Source organism: Bacillus sp. RC251 (genome assembly GCF_044908765.1).
Classification (GTDB): domain Bacteria; phylum Bacillota; class Bacilli; order Bacillales; family Bacillaceae_G; genus Bacillus_A; species Bacillus_A wiedmannii.
Genome location: NZ_JBIYDP010000004.1, coordinates 28,296 through 49,901 on the forward strand (window position 1 = coordinate 28,296; position 21,606 = coordinate 49,901).

Consider the following 21,606-nt stretch of genomic DNA (forward strand, 5'->3'; position numbering starts at 1 on the left):
AAATTCTATCTTTAATTATGTTAGGGGAATGGTTTTGAAATTTAAAAAGTTAAAACTACAACCGAGAATTACAATAACAATTAGTACACTTATTCTAGTCGTACTTCTATTAACAAGTTATTTATTTTATTACATATTGTCTGAAACGGTAGAAGAGCAAATTGGGAAACGGGCTTTGCATGTTGCGAAAACAGTTGCTGCTATACCTGAAATAACGGAAGCTTTTCAAAAAGAAAACCCAGCTTCTATTATTCAGCCAATTGCAGAAAAAATTCGAATTGATACAGATGCTGATTTTATTGTAGTTGGAAATAAAGAGGGGATTCGATATGCACATCCTAAGCGAGATAAAATAGGAGAAGCAATGGTTGGTGGAGATAATAAAGGAGTACTATTAGAAGGAAAATCTTATATTTCGAAAGCAACTGGATCATTAGGTCCTTCATTACGCGGCAAAGTTCCAATCCGTAATCAGGAAAATGAAATTATAGGCGTGGTGTCTGTTGGATTTTCAATGGATGATATTCATGGAGCGGTAGAAGTATATGGAAAGCGTGTATTTTGGATTACAGTAATAGGTCTTTTAATCGGGATAATTGGTTCTATATATTTAGCCGGAAGTATAAAAAGAATGATGTTTGGGATGGAGCCAGAAGAAATTTCATCTTTATATGAAGAGCATAGTACAGTGATTCAATCTGTACGTGAAGGGATTATTGTCATTGATCGAAATGGCATGATTAGTTTAGTCAATCAAGCGGCTTATGATATTCTTTCGCTAGATAAAAAACGAAATATTATTGGGGAATTTATTTTAAATGTAATTCCTAATTCAACGATACTAGATGTATTTCAAACTGGTGAAGAACAGTTTGATCGTCAATTAAATATAAAAGGGCAGGCTGTTATTGCGAACCGTCTACCTATTAAAGTAAAGAATAAAGTAACTGGCGTTGTATCGAGTTTACGTTTGAAATCTGAAATGGATCAGTTAACAGCAGAGTTATCTCAGACGAAGCAATATACAGAGGCATTACGAGCGCAAACGCATGAATATAACAATTTGTTGTATACGCTTTCAGGTCTTATCCAGTTAGAATCATATGAAGATGCTTTAGAGCTTATTCATAAGGAAACAGCGGTATATCAAGATTTTGTTCAATTTATTATGAAGCGAATTCAAAATCCATGGTTAGGTGGAATTTTAATTGGATTCTATAATAGAGCGCGAGAGTTAAAGATTGATTTTATGCTAGATCGAGAAAGTAGCTTAGATAAATTAAGCCCGCACATTGAGAGTAATTACGTCGTTTCTATTTTAGGAAATTTAATTACGAATGCATTTGAAGCAATTGAAAGAAATGAAGAGAATGATAAGAAGGTAAGGATGTTTGTAACTGATATTGGAGAAGAGATAGTAATTGAAGTGGAAGATTCAGGACAAGGGATTCATGATGAAGTCATTACTAGCATATTTTATAAAGGCTTCTCGACGAAAGAAGGCGGGAAACGAGGATATGGATTAGCAAAAGTGAAAGAGTTAGTAGAAGATTTAAATGGAAGTATTGCAATCGAAAAAGGGGATTTAGGTGGTGCATTATTTATTATTGCATTACCAAAAGAGAGAGGCGAATTGTAATGGGTGAGGAGATTGAAGTATTGATTGTAGAAGATGATATTCGAATTGCGGACATTCATCGTCGTTTTACTGAAAAGATTGAGGGATTTAAAGTAATTGGAACAGCAACGACTGGAGAACAAGCGAAAGAATGGCTAGAGTTTGTGAAGCCACAACTCGTTTTATTAGATGTGTACTTACCTGATATGCAAGGAACGGAACTTGTCACATATATTAGGCATAATTTGCATGATACAGATATTATTATGATTACAGCTGCATCGGAAACAGATGTAGTGAGGCATGCTCTACGAGGCGGAGTAACAGATTATATCGTAAAGCCACTTATGTTTGATCGATTTAGGGCGAGTTTGGAAAGTTACAAAAAAAAGATTGTGCAGTTAAAAAAAACTAATCAATTATCTATAGAACAAATTGAACATTTATGGTCCCAAAGAGGCGTAAAGGGAAATGAAATAGAATATGCCCCGAAAGGGATAGATCCTTTAACTTTAGCAAAAATAAAAAAGCATATGTTAGCAGTTGATGAAGAAGGTATTACGGCAGAAGAGTTAAGCTCAATGGTTGGGGTAAGCCGATCAACAGCGAGGCGTTATTTAGAGTATTTAATATCTGGAAAGAAAGTTCATGCGGAGCTTATATATGGGAGTGTAGGGAGACCAGAAAGAAGGTATTTTCTTGTTTCTTCATAACAAAAAAACAGTAGAGAATTGCATTTCTTCTACTGTTTTTTTACGTCTTATATTGGAATAATTCCGATTACAATTCCCGTAATTAACATCACCATTGTCGTTCCAACAGCCCAAAGTAACGTAAAGCGTTGATGTTCACCAAAATCAACTTTGGCCATTCCGACTAATAAATAAGTGGAAGCGACGAGAGGACTTAATAAGTGAACAGGTTGCCCGAGTAATGAAGCGCGTCCCATTTCAGCTGCACTAATTCCATAAGCAGCGGCAGCTTTCGTTAAAATAGGTAATACCCCGAAGTAAAATGCATCATTGGACATGAAAAATGTGAACGGCATACTAAGAAGAGCTGTAATAATCGGTAGTTGTGGTCCAAGTGCGTCTGGTATAAGAGTGACTACACTTTGAGCCATTGCATCTACCATTTTTGTTCCTGATAAAATACCAGTGAAAATTCCAGCGGCAAATACGAGAGAAACAACGGCTAATACGTTTCCTGCGTGAGAAGCAATACGTTCTTTCTGTTGTTCTAAGTTCGGATAGTTAAGCATAACAGCAACGGCGAAAGCGATTGTAAATAAAACAGGTAACGGCATAACTTCTAGTATGAGACAGACAAGTAAGGTAACAGTTAATAAAAAGTTAATCCATAGAAGTTTAGGGCGTTTATGAACGGCAGCTTCTACTGTGGCAGCTTGCTCATCCATCGTTTGCATTTGTTTTAAGTATTGTACATCCATAATTCCTAATCGTTTTCTTTCTTTTTTGCCAAGATAGTAAGCAACGAAAACGACCCAAATTGCACCAGCGATCATTCCTGGTATAAGTGGTGTAAAGAGCTCTGATGCGTCTAGTCCAAGAGCACTCATAACCCGAGCTGTCGGTCCGCCCCACGGTGTAAGATTTGTCACTCCTGCTCCTAACATAACAACCCCAGCTAATATAAGTGGATTCATTCCAAGGCGTTTATATAATGGATACATTGCGGAAACCGTAATCATATACGTTGTTGTTCCATCCCCATCTAATGAAACGATAATAGTAAGAATCGCTGTACCAACAACAATTTTTAAAGGATCTCCTTTTACAAATTTCAAAATCCTACTAATGACAGGATCGAATAAACCGCTATCAATCATAATCCCAAAATACAAAATAGCAAACATAAGCATAATACCAGTAGGTGCTAGTTTTTGAATTCCTTCTAACATCATAGGTCCCATATTTGCATAAAAACCTCCAATTAATGCGAAAGTAATTGGAATTAATATTAATGCTACTAGTGCTGACATGCGTTTCGTCATAATTAAAAACATAAAGACAAATACCATCGCAAATCCAAGTAGTGCTAACATGTAATCTCCCCCTCAAGAATGATTGCGCTTTCAAAATGTAACGAAAATTCAGAAAAAAGTGTTTTTTATTTATCATAAAAGCATTCATTCAAATGGTAAATAATTTGAAAAATAACATCATTAGAAGCATAATTTTCATTTTGGTCATTTTGTTCACGGTAGTTAATTTGAATTTTTAAAAAGTAAGCCGCTCTCCGTAAGAATGGTAGAATAAGATGAAAATATTGAAGTGTGAAATAGGGAGTAGATTTTATATGAAAACGAGAATTGAAGAGATTTATAGTTCTTATGAAGGAAAAGTAGAAGAGATTTTTGTTAATGAATCTTCTTACGTATATGAGTGGGAAAATTTAATGATGATCCGAAAAAATAACGATGTGCTTGAAAAAGTTGCGGTCGGTATTAGTGGAAATATAAGGTTAGTAAATGTAGTTGTTGGTCAGCAAATTAATACAGATACATTATTAGTTAAGTTAGAAGACGATTTATTAATTACAGGTTGTGAATGATGAGAGATGTGTAGAAATGGCTACACATCTTTTTTGGTCTTTATATTACAAAAAGTACATTATTTTTTCACAAATCTCACACAACTTTTTGATATGCTCCTTGTGGAAGATACGGTTAGGGAGGAAGTAAAATGAGAACAAAGTATGTGACACTTGCTATATGCTTATTCTTTGTCTTTACAATAGTAGGATGTGGTAAGAAACAAGCAGAGGCTGTAGCAATTGATGAGAAACAAGATAAGTGTGATATTTGCCAAATTGGGGTAATGGATAATCAATTTGCAACAGAAGTCATTTTAGAAAATGGAAAAGCGTTAAAGTTTGATGATATCGGTTGTATGTATAAATGGATGGAGATTAATCCAGGTGAAAAGACGAAAGAAAAATTTGTTCGAGATTATGATTCGAAAGAGTGGATTTCATTAGAAGATGCGACTTACGTATATGATAAAACAATAACGACACCGATGGCCTATAATGTCATTTCATTTGAAAATAAAAAGGATGCAGAAAGTTTTGTGTCTAACTATAAAGGGAAAGTTCTTTCATATAAAGAGCTAGCAGAGCATAAATGGGAAATGAATAAAGAAATGATGGGGAACCCGAAAAAAGGAAATCACGGTGGACATCATTAATAATAGAAAAGGACAACTATATAGTTGTCTTTTTTTATTATTACTCAGGTGCAAATATAGAAAAGGTGTAAAATTTTTAGAAGAACGGTTACAATGGAATATAGTAACCTAAAGCAATCATTTATGTACTTTTTAGAAATGTATACAAATGCGGTAAAATCGTGCTAAACTAATTGCTTCATAATGTTAATGATGAGGCCATCAGGCACATCATTCCAATAGGTTGAGAAACATAGTATAGGTTTTAAGATAATCCGATTAAAGAAGGAATATAAAGGGCTTATGGATAAATGTACTCAAGAAGAGTTATTGTATGTGATGGAGGAATGGTTAAGAAAACATTATCTTTCATAGGAGCTGTAGTTGTGAGAAAACAAAAAATTTTATTATGTATGTTATTAGGACTTTTAATGACGGTAGTGGCTTGCGATAAGCAAGAGGAGCCAGAATCGAAACCGGTTCATGTGAAAAACGAAAAGAAAAAAGAAAAGCATAAAGAACAGGAAGAACCTAAAGAAGAAAAAAGTATAAATTTAATGGACAAACAGTTGCTACTTTCTGCGACTCTTGGCGACACGGAAACAGCTATGAAGCTGATTCAAGATGGAGCCAATATAAACGTAGAAGGTGACAACGGAGAAACTCCTATCCTTGCAGCAACGTATCAAAATCATGTAGAGACAGTTAAAGCATTAATTGGTGCAGGTGCTAATATTGAAAGTAAAGATGAGAAACAAAGTAATCCATTTCTTTATGCAAGTAGAGAAGGATATACAGACATTGTAAAGCTACTAATTAATGCAGGGGTTAATACGAAAGAAATTACTAAATCAGGTGGAACAGCACTCATTTCTGCATCTGAACGTGGCCATATAGAGGTTGTAAAAGAATTGTTAGAGCATACAGATATTGATGTGAATTATAGAAATGCTCGTGGTGGAACGGCTTTAGTAGAAGCAATCGTATTAGGAAATGGTAGTGAAAATCATAAGAAAGTAATTCAAATGCTTATTGACCACGGGGCAGATGTAAATATGGCCAATAAGGAAAATATTACGCCACTGCAATATGCTGAAAAAAGAGGTTTTAAAGATATTGCAAATATGTTGAGGTTAGCTGGAGCGAATGAAGTCGTACAGCCACAACCACAACCGGTGGAATAACAAGATAAAGAAATAAAAAGTACGAAATAATCTCATTTAGATAGACAGAATGAAGAAGTCATTTAGTATGATGGATTCAGTAATGTGTATTTGAATGGGATTTTTGTTTTGTGCATGAAAAATAGATTATGAATGGTATATGGAGTAACTAAGGAGGATATAAATGAGGCTCTCAGAAATTGATTTAATAGCAATTCAGGTAGAGGTTTTATTTGTTCATAATCAAGTAGGGAAAATGAAATATGTAAATGAACAAGGAAATCCGAAAGCACCCCGCTTTTTTCTTGGCAGAACTCGTGAAGGGAGTATAACGAGATATCATTGTGATCTGGATGATGAAACGGTAGGTAAGATTGAGAAATTAATTCGAGAACCTTTAAATCATATAGAGATAGCAAAGATCATTGATGTATTAAATGAAGAAAAAACAGTGAAAAATATTTGGATGGGCCCTGCTTTCATGTTCTCTAATAATTTACATAAGCCAACTAGAACAATACAGATAACAGAGAAGAATAAAGAGCTTTTGCGAGAAAATTTTCCTAATCTAATAGAACAGATGGGATGGAGGCAACCTTACTTTGCAATTGTAAAAAATGAAAAGGTAGTTTCTATATGTTGCAGTGCTAGGAGTACGCCTGTAGCTGCTGAGGCGAGTGTGGAAACTTTAGCGGAGTTTCAAGGGAATGGATATGGTACTGATGTTGTTACAGCCTGGGGGATATCAATACAAGAAGAAAAACGCATTCCACTTTATAGTACTTCTTGGGATAATTATGCTTCACAAGCAGTTGCGAGAAAACTAAAACTGATTAACTATGGAATGAATTTGCATATCACTTAAATTTTAAAAATAGTTGTTTGCTGTTGGGGTTCATTCGTATATTTAGATTATTGTTAAAAAAATATGATGAATATTAACATTCGATTAACACCTAATTAACAATCTATCAAAACTGACTTAATAAATGCGTAATATAGTAAAGGTAACAGAATAACTAGGGTAGAGAACATTTGAGAACACCCGCTTACATATAACGTGCCACTTTCTTAGGTGTGCTCTATTTCCTAGAGTTCAAATAAGGAGAAAGGTGTTCTATGTAAGTAGGTGTTTTTAGTTTGGATAAAAATAGAAAAGCTAGGTGGAACGAATGTTTAAAGAACCTTATATTGCGATGATAAAAGATTGGAAAGGGTACAAAACATACAAAAAATTACCGAAAACAGTTGTTCTTATGACTGGTTCAATGCTGGAGTTACCAGAGCGTGTATATGAATGACAGAAGCATGGACATGATGTATTTCTTCATTGTGATTTTATACAAGGTTTAAATACAAATACAGAGGAAGCTCTTTTGTATATTCAAGATGTTATCGGGGCGCAGGGTATTATTTCAACAAAAGGTTCGACAATTCGAAATGCTAATAAAATTGGATTAAAAACGATTCAACGCATTTTTATTGTTGATACTTTATCTCTTACAAAATCAATTGAGAATTGTAAAATGACTAAACCGAATGCGGTAGAGATTATGCCTGGTATTATGCCTTCCATTATTAAGCAGTTAGCAGAGGAAATAGAATTTCCTATTATTGCAGGCGGACTGATTCAAACACGAGAAGATGCGGAAATTGCTATTCGTGCAGGAGCAAGTGCAATTTCAACGAGTCATTATGAAGTATGGATACAAGAAGAAAAAAGGAGTGCAATCTTGTGATTGAATTGAAAAATGTTTCAAAGGTGTATAAAAATGCGGAAGAGACAGCGGTTAAAGGTGTATCGGTTCACATTAAAAAAGGCGAGTTTTTTGTTTTAGTTGGACCTTCAGGATGTGGGAAAAGTACACTATTACGAATGATTGCTGGCTTAGAAGAGATTTCTTCGGGGGATTTAATTATTAATGAACATGTTGCAAATGATTTAGAGCCGAAAGACCGTAATCTATCAATGGTATTTCAAAATTATGCATTATATCCACACTTATCTGTAGAAGAAAACATTTTATTTGGGCTTAAGGTAAGAAAAGTACAAAAAGAAGAGCGACAAAAGCGATTAATGGAAGCTATTGAAATGGTAGGACTGAAAGAGTATGTGAAAATGAAGCCAGGTCAATTATCAGGCGGACAAAGGCAACGTGTTGCGCTTGCCAGGGCGATCGTAAGTCAAGCGCCGATCTGTTTAATGGATGAACCACTTTCAAATTTAGATGCGAAATTACGTGCGCAAATGAGGATTGAAATTAGAGAAATTCAGCAACGTCTAGGAATTACAATGATTTATGTTACTCACGATCAAATAGAAGCGATGACTATGGGAGATCGTATCATGGTCTTAAATAAAGGAAGCATACAGCAAGTTGGAACACCGCTTGATATATATAATGAACCAGCGAATGAATTTGTTGCAAGCTTTATAGGGTCTCCTTCGATGAATATAAATGATGGAGAAGTGGATAAAGAAAAAGGCGTAGTACATATAGGGCAATTGCAAATTCCGTTATCTATTGGACTGTTAAAGCAATTACCAGAAGGAATAATTCGAATAGGTATGCGTCCTGAACATATTGAACTGTCTGAGAGAGGGCAAGAAGTCACGTTACAATCTGTAGAAGTATTAGGTAACGAATCTATATTAAATTTCGCGGTAAATGGAATAACTTGGAGTGCAAAAGTCATTGGACAGCTACTCCTGAACAAAGGTGACAAAGTAAAATTATTATTCTCGCAAGATAAGTTATGCTTCTTTCACCAAAATACGAATGAACGATTAAAAGTGGTAGCTGAAGAAGAGTTGAAAGTGGTGGCGAAATAATGATTGAGGTAGGCAAGTTACCAGCCCAAGCAAAAGTTTCAAAAAAGAAGAGTTTATGGAGTAAAACGAAAGATTTAAGAATAGGATTATTATTTTTGGCGCCATCTATTTTACTGTTTTCGATTTTTCTTTTTTATCCATTATTTAGGACGATTTACTATAGCTTTTATTTAACAGATATACACGGAGAAGCTAATCTTTTTGTTGGCTTAGAAAATTATCAATACTTATTTTCTGATCCTGCTTTCTACAAAAGCATAAAGTCAACTTTATTATTTGTTGTATATACAGTGCCTACGAGTATTATATTCGCTTTATTTCTTGCATTGATTGCAAATGGAAAAGTAAGAGGCATTGGGTTATTCCGTGTGTTATTTTCTTCCACTATGGGAATATCAGTAGCTGCTAGTGCGGTGATTTGGCTATTTTTATTTCATCCAAGTGTCGGGTTATTTAATAATATATTAGCCTCTATGAATCTACCTGCAATAGCATGGTTAACGAGTCCAGATTGGGCATTGTTCTCTGTATCGGTTACAACGGTTTGGGTGAATACAGGATTTGCATTTTTAGTTATATTAGGTGGTTTACAAAATATTGATACGTCTTTATATGAGAGTGCATCTATAGATGGCGCTAGCTATTTATATAAGCTTCGCCGTGTTACATTACCGATGCTATCACCAACTTTATTTTTTATCGTGACAGTAACGTTAATTAGTGCGTTCCAAAGCTTTGGACAAATTGATATTTTAACGCACGGTGGACCAAATGATGCAACGAATTTAATTGTGTACTCAATTTATAAAGAGGCGTTTGTGAATCATCAATTTGGAACAGCAAGTGCACAAGCGATGATATTATTCGTTTTCATTTTTATTGCTACATTGATTCAATTCAAGTTTGCTGAGAGAAAGGTGCATTATAAATGATCGTTAAACAGTGGAAACAAAATTTCCTATTATACATGCTGCTCATTATTAGTGCAGTAATGGTGTTTTTTCCTGTACTCTATGCGTTTTTAATAAGCTTTATGACACCAGATGATATTCAAATGAGAAGGCTATTTCCGACCCAATTTACTTTCGATAATTTTATTAATATTTTTCAAAAAGTACCGCTTTTTACATACTTGTACAACAGTTTAATTGTATCGACGATTGTTATGATTGGACAACTTATCGTATCCAGTTTAGCAGCTTATGCTTTTGTTTTTCTTCAGTTTAAAGGGAGAAACGTAATTTTCTTCCTGTTTATTTCAACGATGCTTATTCCGTGGGAAGCAACGATGGTACCGAACTTTTTAACGATTCAAAACTTCGGTTGGATCAATAGCTTTGCTGGGATGACAGTGCCGTTTTTTGCAACAGCTTTCGGTATTTTCTTACTACGTCAACATTTTATGACACTTCCGAATGAACTGAAGGAAGCAGCTTTTATTGAAGGGATTGGAAATGTAAGGTTTTTATTCAGCGTTGTAATTCCGTATTGTAAAACGAGTTTTATTACGCTTGGAGTATATAGTTTTTTAACAACATGGAATATGTACTTATGGCCACTCTTAGTGACCACTGATGAAAAAGTAAGAACAGTTCAAATTGGTGTAAAGCAGCTTCAGTCTCAAGAAGTTGCAACTGATTGGGGAAGCGTAATGGCCGGTGTTACGGTTATTGTCATTCCAACACTGATTTTACTATTTGTAGGGCAAAAGCAATTACAACAAGGATTAACAAAAGGTGCAATTAAATAACTAAGAGAAGGTGAGATTAAAATGAGTTTAGTAAAAAAAGGTGCTGCTCTATTAATGGCAGCAACAATGGCATTATCTAGTGCCGCTTGTTCAAGCAGTAAAACGGAGGGGAAATCTGAAGCTCAGGCAAAAGTAGCACCAGTTGAAAAAAATGGTGATAAGACTGTAATTCGTTTTTGGCATGCGATGGGTGGAAAAACACAAGGCGTACTAGATGGGCTTGTTGCAGACTATAATAAATCACAGAATAAATACGAGATAAAGGCAGAGTTCCAAGGGACATATGAAGAGTCTTTAACGAAATTTAGAACGATGTCTGCTACGAAAGAAGCGCCAGCTCTTGTTCAGTCGAGTGAAATTACAACAAAATATATGATTGATAGCAAAAAGATTACACCAATTGATAGTTGGATAAAAAAAGATAAGTATGATACTTCAAAGTTGGAAAAAACAATTACAAATTATTATTCAGTTGATGGAAAAATGTATTCTATGCCATTTAATTCATCTACACCAGTATTAATTTATAATAAAGATGCTTTTGCAAAGGCGGGATTAGATCCAGAGAAAGCCCCGCAAACATATGCGGAATTACAAGAAGCAGCGAAAAAGTTAACGATTAAAGAAGGCGGAAATGTAAAACAGTATGGATTCTCCATGCTGAATTATGGTTGGTTCTTTGAAGAATTGTTAGCGACACAAGGTGCTTTATATGTCGATAGCGAAAACGGCCGCAAAGATGCTGCAAAGAAGGCGGTATTTAACGGTAAAGAAGGACAGAAAGTATTTGGAATGTTAGATGATTTAAATAAAGCTGGCGCACTTGGAAAGTATGGAGCAAGTTGGGATGATATTCGTGCCGCGTTCCAATCTGGACAAGTTGCTATGTATTTAGATTCTTCAGCTGGTGTTCGCGACTTAATTGATGCATCTAAGTTTAATGTAGGCGTGTCATACATTCCATATCCAGAGGATTCGAAACAAAATGGTGTTGTTATTGGCGGAGCATCATTATGGATGACGAATATGGTTTCAGAAGAAACACAACAAGGTGCTTGGGACTTTATGAAATATTTAACGAAGCCAGACGTACAAGCAAAATGGCATACTGCAACAGGCTATTTCTCTATTAATCCAGATGCATACAATGAACCATTAGTAAAAGAGCAATATGAAAAATATCCACAGCTAAAAGTAACAGTGGAACAATTACAAGCGACGAAGCAATCTCCAGCAACTCAAGGAGCATTAATTAATGTATTCCCAGAATCACGAGATGCAGTTGTAAAAGCATTAGAAGCAATGTATGACGGAAAGAATAGTAAAGAAGCGTTAGATGAAGCTGCCAAAGCAACTGATAGAGCAATTAGTATTTCAGCTCGTACGAGTCAAAAATAAGAAAAAGCCGTATCCGAAAAAGGATACGGCTTTTTCAAGGAGATAAGGGATCAAAAAAATGAAGAAGTCTTATCTCTTTTATATGAGTAAAGGGTCTAGAATGAATCTTGTCCTTTTCATTATTTGTTTAACTCCATTGCAACTTGTTTGCCATTTACGAAAACCTCTGCCACCGCTACTACAACTTCCATCACTTTTTTCATGTCTCATCTCTCCTTGTTTTTTGTTTCATTTCTTACTTTTAGTATAAGGAAATATAGCACTTGCAACTATCGAATTGGATGACAAGAGACTTACATTGTTGTAAGGACAATCGTTTTATTTGTAATAAATGTGATTTTGAATATGGATTCAGAAATTTCTGTTGTTTTGAACTATAATTAGAAAGAGAGTGGCTTAGAAAGAAGGGGATAATATGAAAAGAATTCTTGTTATTAGTGATATTCATGGAGAAATAGAAAAGTTCGAACAGTTATTAGAAGAAGCTCAATATGATGCAAGACAGGATCAATTGATTTTATTAGGGGATTATGTAGATCGTGGTCCCAATGCGCGTGCAGTAATTGAAAAGGTAAAAGAGTTAAAAGAAGAGGGAGCCCTCATTCTAAAGGGCAATCATGAAGATATGATGATTAAGGCATTAACGACTGATGAGGAACGTTCATGGAATCATTGGGTAAAAAGGAATGGTGGAGATAAGACTTTATACAGCTATGGCTTTGTAGAAGAAGATATTGTGGTTAATGAAGAAGCTTTCCAAAAACCAATTTTACAATCGCATGTTTTAGAGGAACATGTAAAATTTATTCAAGAATTAGATCATTACATTGAAACAGAAGAGTATATATTTGTTCATGCCGGTGTTGAGCCATTGAAGCGAGTTTCGGAATGTGAACCATATACGTTAATGTGGATACGTAATGAGTTTCATAGTGGGTATAGTGGTGAAAAGGTTGTTGTATTTGGTCATACGGAAACAAAAACGTTTCATGGTAGTGAGAATTGCGGCGTGTATTTTGGGAGTAATCGTATTATAGGGATTGATGGCGGTGCTGTATATGGTGGCCAATTAAATTGTTTAGAATTGCCGAGTAAAAAGGTGTACGTAGTAAAAAGTTGAAAGAGATAAGGGGAATCTTATTTCTTTCAATTTTTTATTAAGAAAAATTTAAGGAAGAATCTTTATAATAAATCTTTCAAATTTTATATTGAGAAAAACGTTAAAATGTAATTATAAATAGAATTGAACAATATGGTGGAAGGTGAGAATATGCGCTTACTCGTAGTAGAAGATAATGCTTCTTTATTAGAGTCTATTGTCCAAATATTACGCGATGAATTTGAAGTAGATACAGCATTGAATGGAGAAGATGGATTATTTCTAGCATTACAAAATATATATGACGCCATTTTGCTTGATGTGATGATGCCAGAAATGGACGGTTTTGAAGTAATTCAAAAAATACGTGATGAAAAGATTGAAACACCAGTCCTATTTTTGACAGCGAGAGATTCTTTAGAAGATCGCGTGAAAGGCTTGGACTTTGGTGGGGATGACTATATTGTTAAGCCATTTCAGGCTCCAGAGTTAAAAGCGAGAATTCGTGCTTTATTACGACGAAGCGGTAGTTTAACAACAAAGCAGACTATTCGTTATAAAGGGATTGAACTGTTCGGAAAAGATAAAGACGTTCAAGTAGATGGACAAAGCATGAAGTTAACATTAAAACAATATGAGCTTCTAGAGTACCTTGTTCAAAATAGCGGAAAGATTTTAATGCGTGAACAAATTTTTGATCGTGTTTGGGGATTTGATTCAGATACGACAGTAGCAATTGTAGAAGTGTATGTACATCATTTACGTAAAAAATTAGAGCCATTCGGTTATCAGAAAGATATTCAAACTGTTCGAGGTATTGGATATATATTAAAAGAGCAATGAAAAAGGGAAGCATGTTTCAGAAAACACGCATTCGATTGACTATATTGAATTCATTAGTATTTATTATCTTAATAGGTGTATTAGGCAGTATCATTTATTCATACACATATAATCGTATTTATAATGAAGTAGATAAATCGATAGGAAAATCTGTTCAGCATAGAAAGAATTCAGATGATAAAAAACTACCTAAAAAAATTAGGGGATATCCTCCGATTGGGGATCCAAGGATAACGGAGTTAACTTGGCTTGGAAACACAGTGGAGATAGGTATTGAAAACGGCAAACGCCGTTTTATCTTTGAAGATAATTTGGAAAAGTTTTCTCCAAAGAAATTAGGAACTTTGCAAGATATAGAAGTGCAAGGGCAATATTTTAGAACGTTTGCATTTCAACAAGATACAAAAATAGTTCAAATTGTACGCGATATAACAGCTGAAAAAGAAATGTTAAATACTTTATTTTTAATTCTTGTTATTGGTTGTAGTGTAGGAAGTTTATGTGCAATAGGCATCGGCTTTTTCTTAGCTGGCAGGGCACTCATACCCATTCAAAATTCATGGGAAAAACAGCAGCAATTCGTTTCGGATGCATCACATGAATTAAGGACACCACTTGCAGTTATTCAATCAAAAACGGATGTGTTATTTCAGTCACCATCTGCGACAATAGAAGAAAAAGCGATGGATATTTCTACGATTTCAAAGGAGTGTAGACGGTTATCTAAGCTTGTAACTAATTTATTATTGTTAGCACGTTCGGATTCTAATCAAATTGAGATGGATAAGAAAACATTTGAAATGGATAAATTGTTAGAAGAAATAGTAGATCCATATAAGGAAATTGCTTCATATCAAGAAAAAGAGATGATATTGAAAGTAGAACATGACATATCATTTATGGGTGATAGAGAGAGAATTCATCAAATGATGGTCATATTGTTAGATAATGCGATGAAGTATACAAATGGGGGCGGGCATATTCAAATCGATTGTACGCAAACGAGCAGCTCAATTCGTATACGGGTGAAAGATGACGGGATAGGGGTTAAAGATGAGGACATCCCAAAATTATTTGATCGTTTTTATCAAGGTGATAAAGCGAGAAGTGCGTCAGAAGGAGCGGGATTAGGCCTTTCAATCGCAAATTGGATTGTAGAAAAGCATTATGGGAAAATATTAGTAGATAGCAAATGGGGAGAGGGTACTTGTTTTGAAGTGAATTTCCCTAAAAACCAAAGAATATAAGTGAGAAGACGATCTTGTTTTTACAAGGTCGTCTTTTTTTAAGGGAAAGTTAAGAAACTATTTATAACATGTATGATATACACAAAGTTCGCCCTATGAAGAAGCGATTATAAAAAGGTATTTGAGCAGATTATATCGATCATAATGTTATTTCGATTATGTATAGGGAATGATGGAAAAGAAAGTGTAAGAGGGAGGAATTAATTTTGAAAAAGAAAATGATGACGGTATTCACTATTGGAGTAATGAGCTTAAGCATATTAGGGGGTGCCTCTCCTTCTGAAATATCACAAGGAAAGACAAATTACACGCAGCGCAGTAAAGAACAATTAAATAATGGGAAGATACATGCGGTGCATACAGAAGAAAAGGCGGAGAATCTAGGTATTGAAACGGAAGGGAAAGAACAAATTACGCTAGAAAAAGAAATTCATGAGACGGAAGTAGGAAGAGAAGCTGAACAGTTAGGAATTTCGATTGAAAGAAAAGACGTTGGAACTCTTTCAGAAGAAATCTATGAAACAAAAGTGAAGCAAGAAGCGTTAAAGCTAGGCATATCTATAGAGAATACAACGATTGTAAATTTAATTACTCAAATTAATACGATTAAAATTAGCGATGAAGCGGATAAATTAGGCATTTCGACAAATGGAAAAGAAATAGAGGACATTGCGGAAGAAATCTATGGAACGAAAGTAAGAGAGGAAGCAGGGAAGTTAGGTATTTCACAAAAAGGAAAAGAGATAGAAGCGTTAGCGCAAGAAGTGTACGAACAAAAAGTGCAGGAAGAAGCAAGAAAATATCATATTGATTTGTATGGTAAAGATATATATCAAGTATTAAGCGAAATTAATGAACAAAAAGTGTTACAAATGGCAGATGAGCTTAATATGGATAAAACGAATATGAACGTTCAAGAATTAGCAGAAAAAATTAAAAAAGATCAGCCTGAAAAAGGAAAAGAGCTAAATTTTGTACCGGTGATTCGCACGGATGCTGACGCGTTTTATTCTTATTTAACGAACTAAAAAGGGCGTGAGAGTGATACGGAGATGGAAGTGGTATATATGTATGGTTTTATTAGCTATAGCAGTATGGAATGTATATACAAATGGCATTACAAAGTATGTGGAGAAGTTAACATTCTTCAATATACAAAGCGGAAAAGAAGCAGATTTTAGTAATAATGATGAAAAGGTCATCTTATCGAATGTACCTTTAATTCAGCAATTACCAGAGCTAGATAGAGGCTGTGAAGTGACTAGCTTAGCGATGATGTTACAATATTCAGGCATTACTGTGGATAAGATGCAATTAGCAAATGAAATAAAGAAAGTTGATTTTATGAACGATGGTGTACGTGGGAATCCGAATGAAGGATTTGTAGGGAATATTTATACCTTTTCTGAATCTGGATATGGTGTATATCACGGACCACTTTTTCAATTAGCGAAAAAGTATTTACCTAATAAAGCTGTGGACTTAACAGGGAAGAGTATAGAAGAACTTTATAAGAGTGTAAAATCAGGACAACCGGTAGTTATGATTACGAATGCAACATTTGCGCCATTAGATGAAGATGAATTTACTACATGGGAAACAAATAGCGGAGATGTTTCTATTACGTATAATGAACATTGTGTAGTACTGATTGGATACGATGAAGAATTTGTATATATTCGGGATCCTCTCGAGGATAGCCTAGATGTAAAAGTGCCGAGAGGAAAATTTGAAAAGGCATGGATGCAAATGGGGAGTCAGGCGATTAGTTATGTGAAAAGCTCTAAATGAATTAGTAAGGAAATAGATGTAAGGAACTGTAAGAGGAGTTTTTGTGGGTATCTTTGTTAAGAAATAAGAGAACTTCAGCTTATTATATAAGCTGAAGTTCTCTTATTTTTTATGATTAAATATTTAGAAGTAGTGAATATGTAAAAATGCATAATTGACAAAAAAATTACATGTTATCATTATATATTGTTTTATATATATTACTTGTATAAAATTACACAAGTATTCACATTACATAAAGGAGGATTATTATGCAAAAAATATTTAACTGGGTTAAATGTATGAGTATTAAGAAAAAATTAATCATTTCATTTTTTCTTATTTTAACTATACCAGGACTTATTATCGGTGGTGTTTCATATCAAACTGCCAAAACAAATTTTGAACAACAAATTACAGGTAAGGCAAAGGAGAATATTTCAGTTTTAAATACTGTTATTTCTCAAAATATAGAAGAGAAATTTGTTGATGCGGCGTACTTTGCAGACATTTTAACAGAGGATACATATCCAAACGGACAAGAAGAAATAGTAAGAACGAAGTTAACGCAATATATAAAACTTCATCCAGAAGTAGAAGGTATTTATATTGGAACACAGGCAGGAAAGTTTATAAGAGAACCATTTATCCAAATGGCTGATGGGTATAATCCAACAGATAGATCTTGGTATAAAGAAGCACATGAAAATAAAGGGAAAGTAATTGTTACTGCACCATATCAATCAGCATCTACTAAAAATATGGTAGTGACAATTGCTAAAGAAGTAAAAGATGGTAAAGGTGTTATAGGAATTAACTTAAATTTAGATAACATCTTAAAAATTTCCAAAATGATTAACATTGGTGAAAAAGGTTATGCAGTTATTCTAGATCAAAATAAGCAAATTGTTAGTCATCCATCTAGAAAACCAGGTGCAAAAGTTACTGATCCGTGGATTAAACCAATTTATGAAGAAAAACAAGGAAATGTGTCTTATACAGAACAAGGTGATAAAAAGAATTTAATCTTTGCAACAAATGAGAAAACAGGATGGAAAGTAGTCGGGGTTATGTTCGACGAAGAAATTACCGAAGCTGCGAATCCAGTGTTTTATAAGACTTTGATTGTCATTGCTATAGCTATTGTATTTGGTAGTGTATTAATTTATTTCATTACAAAGTCTATTACAAGACCATTAAGAAAAATAGCTGACTCGGCACATAAAATTAGTAAGGGAGATTTGACAGAGAAAATTACAATCCATTCCAAGGATGATATAGGGAAATTAGGGAATTCATTTAATGAAATGTCTGCCTCTTTACAAGATGTGATTACTCAAATTAGTTTTTCAGCAGAACATGTCGCTGCATCGGCTGAAGAGTTAACAGCGAGCGTACAGCAAGCAAATGATGCGACAGATCAAATTACAATTGCAATGGAGCAAGTATCAGGTGGAGCTGAATCACAAAGTCAAGGTGTTGAAGAAGGTGCGGCTACATTACAACAAGTAAATACAGCAATTCAAGATGTAACTGGAAGCGCGGAATCAATTTCTATCTCCTCATTACATGCGAGAGAAAGAGCTGAAGAAGGGGAAGAATTGGTTGAACAAACAGCAAAACAAATGCAGTCTATTTCTAAATCGGTATCCGAGTCAGATGCTATTATTAAACTTCTTGATGAGAAATCAAAGCAGGTAGGAGCTATTTCTGAAGCGATTCAAAACATCGCTACTCAAACGAACTTATTAGCTTTAAATGCGGCTATTGAAGCGGCTAGAGCAGGTGAACAGGGCCGAGGGTTTGCTATTGTAGCTGATGAGGTTAGAAAATTAGCGGAGCAATCAGGAGAATCATCTGGAGAGATTGCAAATTTAATTGCAGAAATTAAGGCGGATATTGAACATACTGTTAAGGCGATGGATAATGTGAATGGAGAGGTCCAACAAGGCCTTGATGTTGTAACAAAAACGAAAGCAAGTTTTACGGAAATTTTAAGTTCTACTACACATATTGTTTCTCAAGTTAATCAAATGGTAGAAACAACGAAGAGAATTGCTGGAGATGCAAATGAAGTGACAAATGCTATTGATGAAATTGCAGCGGCTGCAGAAGAAAATACAGCTAGTATGCAAAGTGTTGCTGCTTCAACAGAAGAACAAGTGAATTCAATGGAAGAAATTAGTTCAGCTTCGCAAAACTTAGCTGGGATGGCCGAAGAACTACAAGCGATGACTAGTAAATTTAAAGTATAATAACAGCAGATAAGTAAGGTGATATTATTTTCACCTTACTTATTTTTCTATTCAGCAATTAGGGGAGTCATTAACGGGATGAAAAAAAGAAAAAGACTATGGAATTTATGGAAAACGATTACATTGTTAGTTTGTACAGTTGTAATTTTTTCTTTACTTGTGACAGATATATTAATTAGTCATAATGTAGAACGGACGACGGAGGATAGCCAAGCAGAGAAAGCAAAAACAATTGCACACATTGTGGCGAATGATTCAATTGTAATCGATGGTTTGATTGGGAAGGCAGATACTTCTGCAATCCAAACGTATACAAATAGAATATTAAAAAACACAGGTGTTCAATTCATTGTAGTTATGGACATGAATGGAATAAGAAAATCACATCCAAATCCTCAAAAAATAGGCTATCACTTTATTGGGGGAGATGAAGGGCCTGCATTGAAAGGAAAGGAACATGTATCGCTGGCAGAAGGAACTTTAGGTATTTCAATGCGAGTGTTTGTACCTATATTTTCTGAAACAGGTGAACAACTTGGAGCGGTGGCCGTTGGTATTTCAGCAGATAATGTAAAAGAGAGAGTTAAGGAAAGTAGACATATCATTTATATTGGTGTCGGAGTAGGAGTACTAGTCGGAATTATAGGAGCAATATTGCTAGCTAGACATATAAAGAAAAGTTTATTCGGTCTTGAACCTCACAGGATAGCAAAAATTCTTGAAGAAAGAAATACGATGCTACAATCTGTAAGGGAAGGTATTATTGCTGTAGATAAAGAAGCCAATGTAACTTTAATAAATAATGAGGCAAAACGATTGTTTAAGAAAAGTGGACTTGAAGAAGATTTTATCGGTAAAGATGTTGAGTTGTATATGCCTAATTCACGTATAAAAGAAGTATTACAAACGGGAGAGGTACAATTAAACGAAGAACAAAATATTTATGGAATTACGATTGTGACGAATCGTGTCCCTTTATATGTAAAAGGAGAAATAGTTGGTGCAATTGCAACATTTCGTGATAAAACAGAGGTTAGAAAATTAGCAGAGGAATTAACTGGTATTAGACTATATGCGGAAGCATTACGGGCACAATCGCATGAATTTATGAATAAAATGCATGTCGTATTAGGACTTACACACATGAAGCAGTATGAAGAATTACAGAAGTATATAAGCGGTATGGTATCAGAGCATCAATATGAAATTGGTGGGGTTATGGAGAGAATAAAAAGTCCAGTATTTGCTGGTTTTTTACTTGGGAAACTTAGCTATGCTAGAGAGAAAAATATAAAATTAATCATAAGTGAAGATTCTTACATGCCGGAAATAGATGATGAAAGTATTATTCATGAACTAATTACGATTGTCGGAAATTTAATTGATAATGCATTAGAGGCAGTGATGAATTGTAAAAAGAAGCAAGTTGAAGTTGAGATACAATATGGGGATACATTAATCATTACAGTACAAGATACGGGGAAAGGTATACCAGAAGAAGAAATAGGGGCATTATTTACGAAAGGTTATTCCACAAAGGGAGATAACCGTGGTTATGGTTTGTATCTTGTAAAAGAAAGTATACAGCGAATAAATGGGGAAATTCATATGCATTCATTAGTAGGAAAGGGAACAACGATAACAATTGAAATACCTAAAGGTAGGGATGAGAGGCAAATATGATTAAAGTTTTAATTGTAGAAGATGACCCGATGGTAGCAATGTTAAATACGCATTATTTAGAGCAAGTAGGAGGGTTTGAACTTGTTCAAGCAGTTAACTCCGTTAAAGAAGCGATAGAAGTATTAGAGGAATCACGAGTAGATTTAGTATTACTTGATATTTTTATGCCAGAAGAAACTGGATTTGAGCTTTTAATGTATATTCGGAACCAAGAAAAAGAAATCGATATTATGATGATTTCAGCTGTACATGATATGGGGAGTATTAAAAAAGCATTACAATATGGTGTAGTAGATTATTTAATTAAACCATTTACATTTGAACGATTTAAAAAGGCGTTAACTATATATCGAGAAAAGCTTACTTTCATGAAAGAACAACAAAAAATTAGTCAATCGGAATTAGATTCGTTAATTTTGCAAAAAGAAAAAAGAGAGCCTACTGTCACTAAAGAGCTTCCGAAAGGATTAACGAAGCAAACGATGCAATTAATTTGGCAGAAGATCGAGTCGCTGAATGGACGAGCGTTTACAACAGATGAAATGGCGCAATTAGTTGGAGTTTCAAGAGTTTCTATTCGAAAGTATGTAATGTTTTTGACTGAAATTGGAGTATTAGAAAACGAAATGGTGTATCAACATGTAGGAAGACCAGTGAGTAAATTAAGATGTATTGACAAAAATAAAATAGAGTTTTACGTATAAGCGACTTATTATAAGTCGCTTATACTTTTTTTAATTACAAAATCAATTACAAAAC

At 34.5% G+C, this 21,606-nt stretch carries 19 protein-coding genes and 2 pseudogenes; 20 read left to right on the top strand and 1 reads right to left on the bottom strand.

What is annotated here, in order from left to right; genetic code table 11:
- Positions 1-28 precede the first annotated feature (28 nt).
- Both ABH961_RS17045 and ABH961_RS17050 read left to right on the top strand, forming a co-directional pair.
- Entirely contained in the window at positions 29-1,639 is a 1,611-nt protein-coding gene (locus tag ABH961_RS17045) for an ATP-binding protein (protein WP_098076953.1), read from the top strand.
- On the top strand, positions 1,639-2,331 hold the full coding sequence (locus tag ABH961_RS17050; protein WP_098076950.1) for a response regulator: 693 nt from the start codon (positions 1,639-1,641) through the stop codon (positions 2,329-2,331). Before ABH961_RS17045 ends, ABH961_RS17050 begins: the two co-directional genes overlap by 1 nt.
- Before the next feature lie 47 nt (positions 2,332-2,378).
- Here the strand turns inward: ABH961_RS17050 and ABH961_RS17055 are convergent, their stop codons facing one another.
- The gene (locus tag ABH961_RS17055; RefSeq protein ID WP_098076947.1) at positions 2,379-3,683 is read right to left on the bottom strand and encodes a CitMHS family transporter; all 1,305 of its coding nucleotides are present in this window, start codon (positions 3,681-3,683) and stop codon (positions 2,379-2,381) included.
- A 254-nt stretch (positions 3,684-3,937) separates the two neighbouring features.
- Between ABH961_RS17055 and ABH961_RS17060 the strand changes: the two genes are divergently transcribed.
- From ABH961_RS17060 to ABH961_RS17140, 18 genes and pseudogenes are all read left to right on the top strand, one after another.
- Positions 3,938-4,192 (top strand): hypothetical protein, encoded by a 255-nt coding sequence (locus ABH961_RS17060; RefSeq protein ID WP_098076944.1) that lies wholly within the window; start codon positions 3,938-3,940, stop codon positions 4,190-4,192.
- Positions 4,193-4,323: 131 nt separating this feature from the next.
- Complete coding sequence (locus ABH961_RS17065) at positions 4,324-4,827, top strand: nitrous oxide reductase accessory protein NosL (protein WP_098076941.1); 504 nt, start codon at positions 4,324-4,326, stop codon at positions 4,825-4,827.
- 290 nt (positions 4,828-5,117) lie between these two features.
- Positions 5,118-5,990, top strand: coding sequence for an ankyrin repeat domain-containing protein (locus tag ABH961_RS17070; RefSeq protein WP_000287346.1), 873 nt, complete (start codon positions 5,118-5,120; stop codon positions 5,988-5,990).
- 163 nt (positions 5,991-6,153) lie between these two features.
- A complete protein-coding gene (locus tag ABH961_RS17075) occupies positions 6,154-6,834 on the top strand; it encodes a GNAT family N-acetyltransferase (protein ID WP_098076938.1) in 681 nt (226 codons plus the stop codon).
- Between the two features lie 307 nt (positions 6,835-7,141).
- Positions 7,142-7,708 (top strand): annotated as a pseudogene (locus tag ABH961_RS17080) (glycerol-3-phosphate responsive antiterminator).
- Positions 7,705-8,802: an ABC transporter ATP-binding protein gene (locus ABH961_RS17085; protein WP_141519969.1), complete on the top strand. Its 1,098-nt coding sequence runs from the start codon at positions 7,705-7,707 to the stop codon at positions 8,800-8,802. Before ABH961_RS17080 ends, ABH961_RS17085 begins: the two are co-directional and overlap by 4 nt.
- Complete coding sequence (locus tag ABH961_RS17090; protein ID WP_048541607.1) at positions 8,802-9,734, top strand: carbohydrate ABC transporter permease; 933 nt, start codon at positions 8,802-8,804, stop codon at positions 9,732-9,734. Before ABH961_RS17085 ends, ABH961_RS17090 begins: the two co-directional genes overlap by 1 nt.
- On the top strand, positions 9,731-10,552 hold the full coding sequence (locus tag ABH961_RS17095; RefSeq protein WP_048541609.1) for a carbohydrate ABC transporter permease: 822 nt from the start codon (positions 9,731-9,733) through the stop codon (positions 10,550-10,552). Before ABH961_RS17090 ends, ABH961_RS17095 begins: the two co-directional genes overlap by 4 nt.
- A 21-nt stretch (positions 10,553-10,573) precedes the next feature.
- The gene (locus ABH961_RS17100; protein ID WP_098076932.1) at positions 10,574-11,950 is read left to right on the top strand and encodes an ABC transporter substrate-binding protein; all 1,377 of its coding nucleotides are present in this window, start codon (positions 10,574-10,576) and stop codon (positions 11,948-11,950) included.
- 415 nt (positions 11,951-12,365) lie between these two features.
- Positions 12,366-13,070 (top strand): metallophosphoesterase family protein, encoded by a 705-nt coding sequence (locus ABH961_RS17105; RefSeq protein ID WP_098076930.1) that lies wholly within the window; start codon positions 12,366-12,368, stop codon positions 13,068-13,070.
- Positions 13,071-13,220: 150 nt separating this feature from the next.
- The gene (locus ABH961_RS17110) at positions 13,221-13,892 is read left to right on the top strand and encodes a response regulator transcription factor (protein ID WP_001238626.1); all 672 of its coding nucleotides are present in this window, start codon (positions 13,221-13,223) and stop codon (positions 13,890-13,892) included.
- Entirely contained in the window at positions 13,889-15,139 is a 1,251-nt protein-coding gene (locus ABH961_RS17115) for a sensor histidine kinase (protein ID WP_098076927.1), read from the top strand. The genes ABH961_RS17110 and ABH961_RS17115 overlap by 4 nt, the downstream gene beginning before the upstream one ends.
- A gap of 206 nt (positions 15,140-15,345) precedes the next feature.
- Entirely contained in the window at positions 15,346-16,167 is an 822-nt protein-coding gene (locus tag ABH961_RS17120; RefSeq protein WP_098076924.1) for a transporter, read from the top strand.
- A 13-nt stretch (positions 16,168-16,180) separates the two neighbouring features.
- On the top strand, positions 16,181-16,930 hold the full coding sequence (locus ABH961_RS17125) for a C39 family peptidase (protein ID WP_141519968.1): 750 nt from the start codon (positions 16,181-16,183) through the stop codon (positions 16,928-16,930).
- A 281-nt stretch (positions 16,931-17,211) separates the two neighbouring features.
- A pseudogene (locus ABH961_RS30085) lies at positions 17,212-18,225 on the top strand (HAMP domain-containing protein); the annotation flags it as partial.
- Between the two features lie 120 nt (positions 18,226-18,345).
- A complete protein-coding gene (locus tag ABH961_RS30090; RefSeq protein ID WP_434087966.1) occupies positions 18,346-19,164 on the top strand; it encodes a methyl-accepting chemotaxis protein in 819 nt (272 codons plus the stop codon).
- 78 nt (positions 19,165-19,242) lie between these two features.
- Entirely contained in the window at positions 19,243-20,847 is a 1,605-nt protein-coding gene (locus tag ABH961_RS17135; RefSeq protein WP_098076915.1) for a sensor histidine kinase, read from the top strand.
- Positions 20,844-21,551: a response regulator gene (locus tag ABH961_RS17140; protein WP_048541629.1), complete on the top strand. Its 708-nt coding sequence runs from the start codon at positions 20,844-20,846 to the stop codon at positions 21,549-21,551. Before ABH961_RS17135 ends, ABH961_RS17140 begins: the two co-directional genes overlap by 4 nt.
- The last annotated feature ends 55 nt before the right edge of the window (positions 21,552-21,606 follow it).

Excerpts from the sequence above, each read along its gene's own strand:
- ABH961_RS17050 (WP_098076950.1), top strand. The coding sequence starts at position 1,639 with ATGGGTGAGGAGATTGAAGTATTGATTGTAGAAGATGATATTCGAATT.
- ABH961_RS17095 (WP_048541609.1), top strand. The coding sequence starts at position 9,731 with ATGATCGTTAAACAGTGGAAACAAAATTTCCTATTATACATGCTGCTC.
- ABH961_RS17135 (WP_098076915.1), top strand. The coding sequence starts at position 19,243 with ATGAAAAAAAGAAAAAGACTATGGAATTTATGGAAAACGATTACATTG.
- ABH961_RS17065 (WP_098076941.1), top strand. The coding sequence starts at position 4,324 with ATGAGAACAAAGTATGTGACACTTGCTATATGCTTATTCTTTGTCTTT.
- ABH961_RS17055 (WP_098076947.1), bottom strand. The coding sequence starts at position 3,683 with ATGTTAGCACTACTTGGATTTGCGATGGTATTTGTCTTTATGTTTTTA.
- ABH961_RS17100 (WP_098076932.1), top strand. The coding sequence starts at position 10,574 with ATGAGTTTAGTAAAAAAAGGTGCTGCTCTATTAATGGCAGCAACAATG.
- ABH961_RS17105 (WP_098076930.1), top strand. The coding sequence starts at position 12,366 with ATGAAAAGAATTCTTGTTATTAGTGATATTCATGGAGAAATAGAAAAG.
- ABH961_RS17075 (WP_098076938.1), top strand. The coding sequence starts at position 6,154 with ATGAGGCTCTCAGAAATTGATTTAATAGCAATTCAGGTAGAGGTTTTA.
- ABH961_RS17090 (WP_048541607.1), top strand. The coding sequence starts at position 8,802 with ATGATTGAGGTAGGCAAGTTACCAGCCCAAGCAAAAGTTTCAAAAAAG.
- ABH961_RS30090 (WP_434087966.1), top strand. The coding sequence starts at position 18,346 with ATGGAGCAAGTATCAGGTGGAGCTGAATCACAAAGTCAAGGTGTTGAA.
- ABH961_RS17140 (WP_048541629.1), top strand. The coding sequence starts at position 20,844 with ATGATTAAAGTTTTAATTGTAGAAGATGACCCGATGGTAGCAATGTTA.
- ABH961_RS17115 (WP_098076927.1), top strand. The coding sequence starts at position 13,889 with ATGAAAAAGGGAAGCATGTTTCAGAAAACACGCATTCGATTGACTATA.
- ABH961_RS17060 (WP_098076944.1), top strand. The coding sequence starts at position 3,938 with ATGAAAACGAGAATTGAAGAGATTTATAGTTCTTATGAAGGAAAAGTA.
- ABH961_RS17070 (WP_000287346.1), top strand. The coding sequence starts at position 5,118 with ATGTACTCAAGAAGAGTTATTGTATGTGATGGAGGAATGGTTAAGAAA.
- ABH961_RS17110 (WP_001238626.1), top strand. The coding sequence starts at position 13,221 with ATGCGCTTACTCGTAGTAGAAGATAATGCTTCTTTATTAGAGTCTATT.
- ABH961_RS17045 (WP_098076953.1), top strand. The coding sequence starts at position 29 with ATGGTTTTGAAATTTAAAAAGTTAAAACTACAACCGAGAATTACAATA.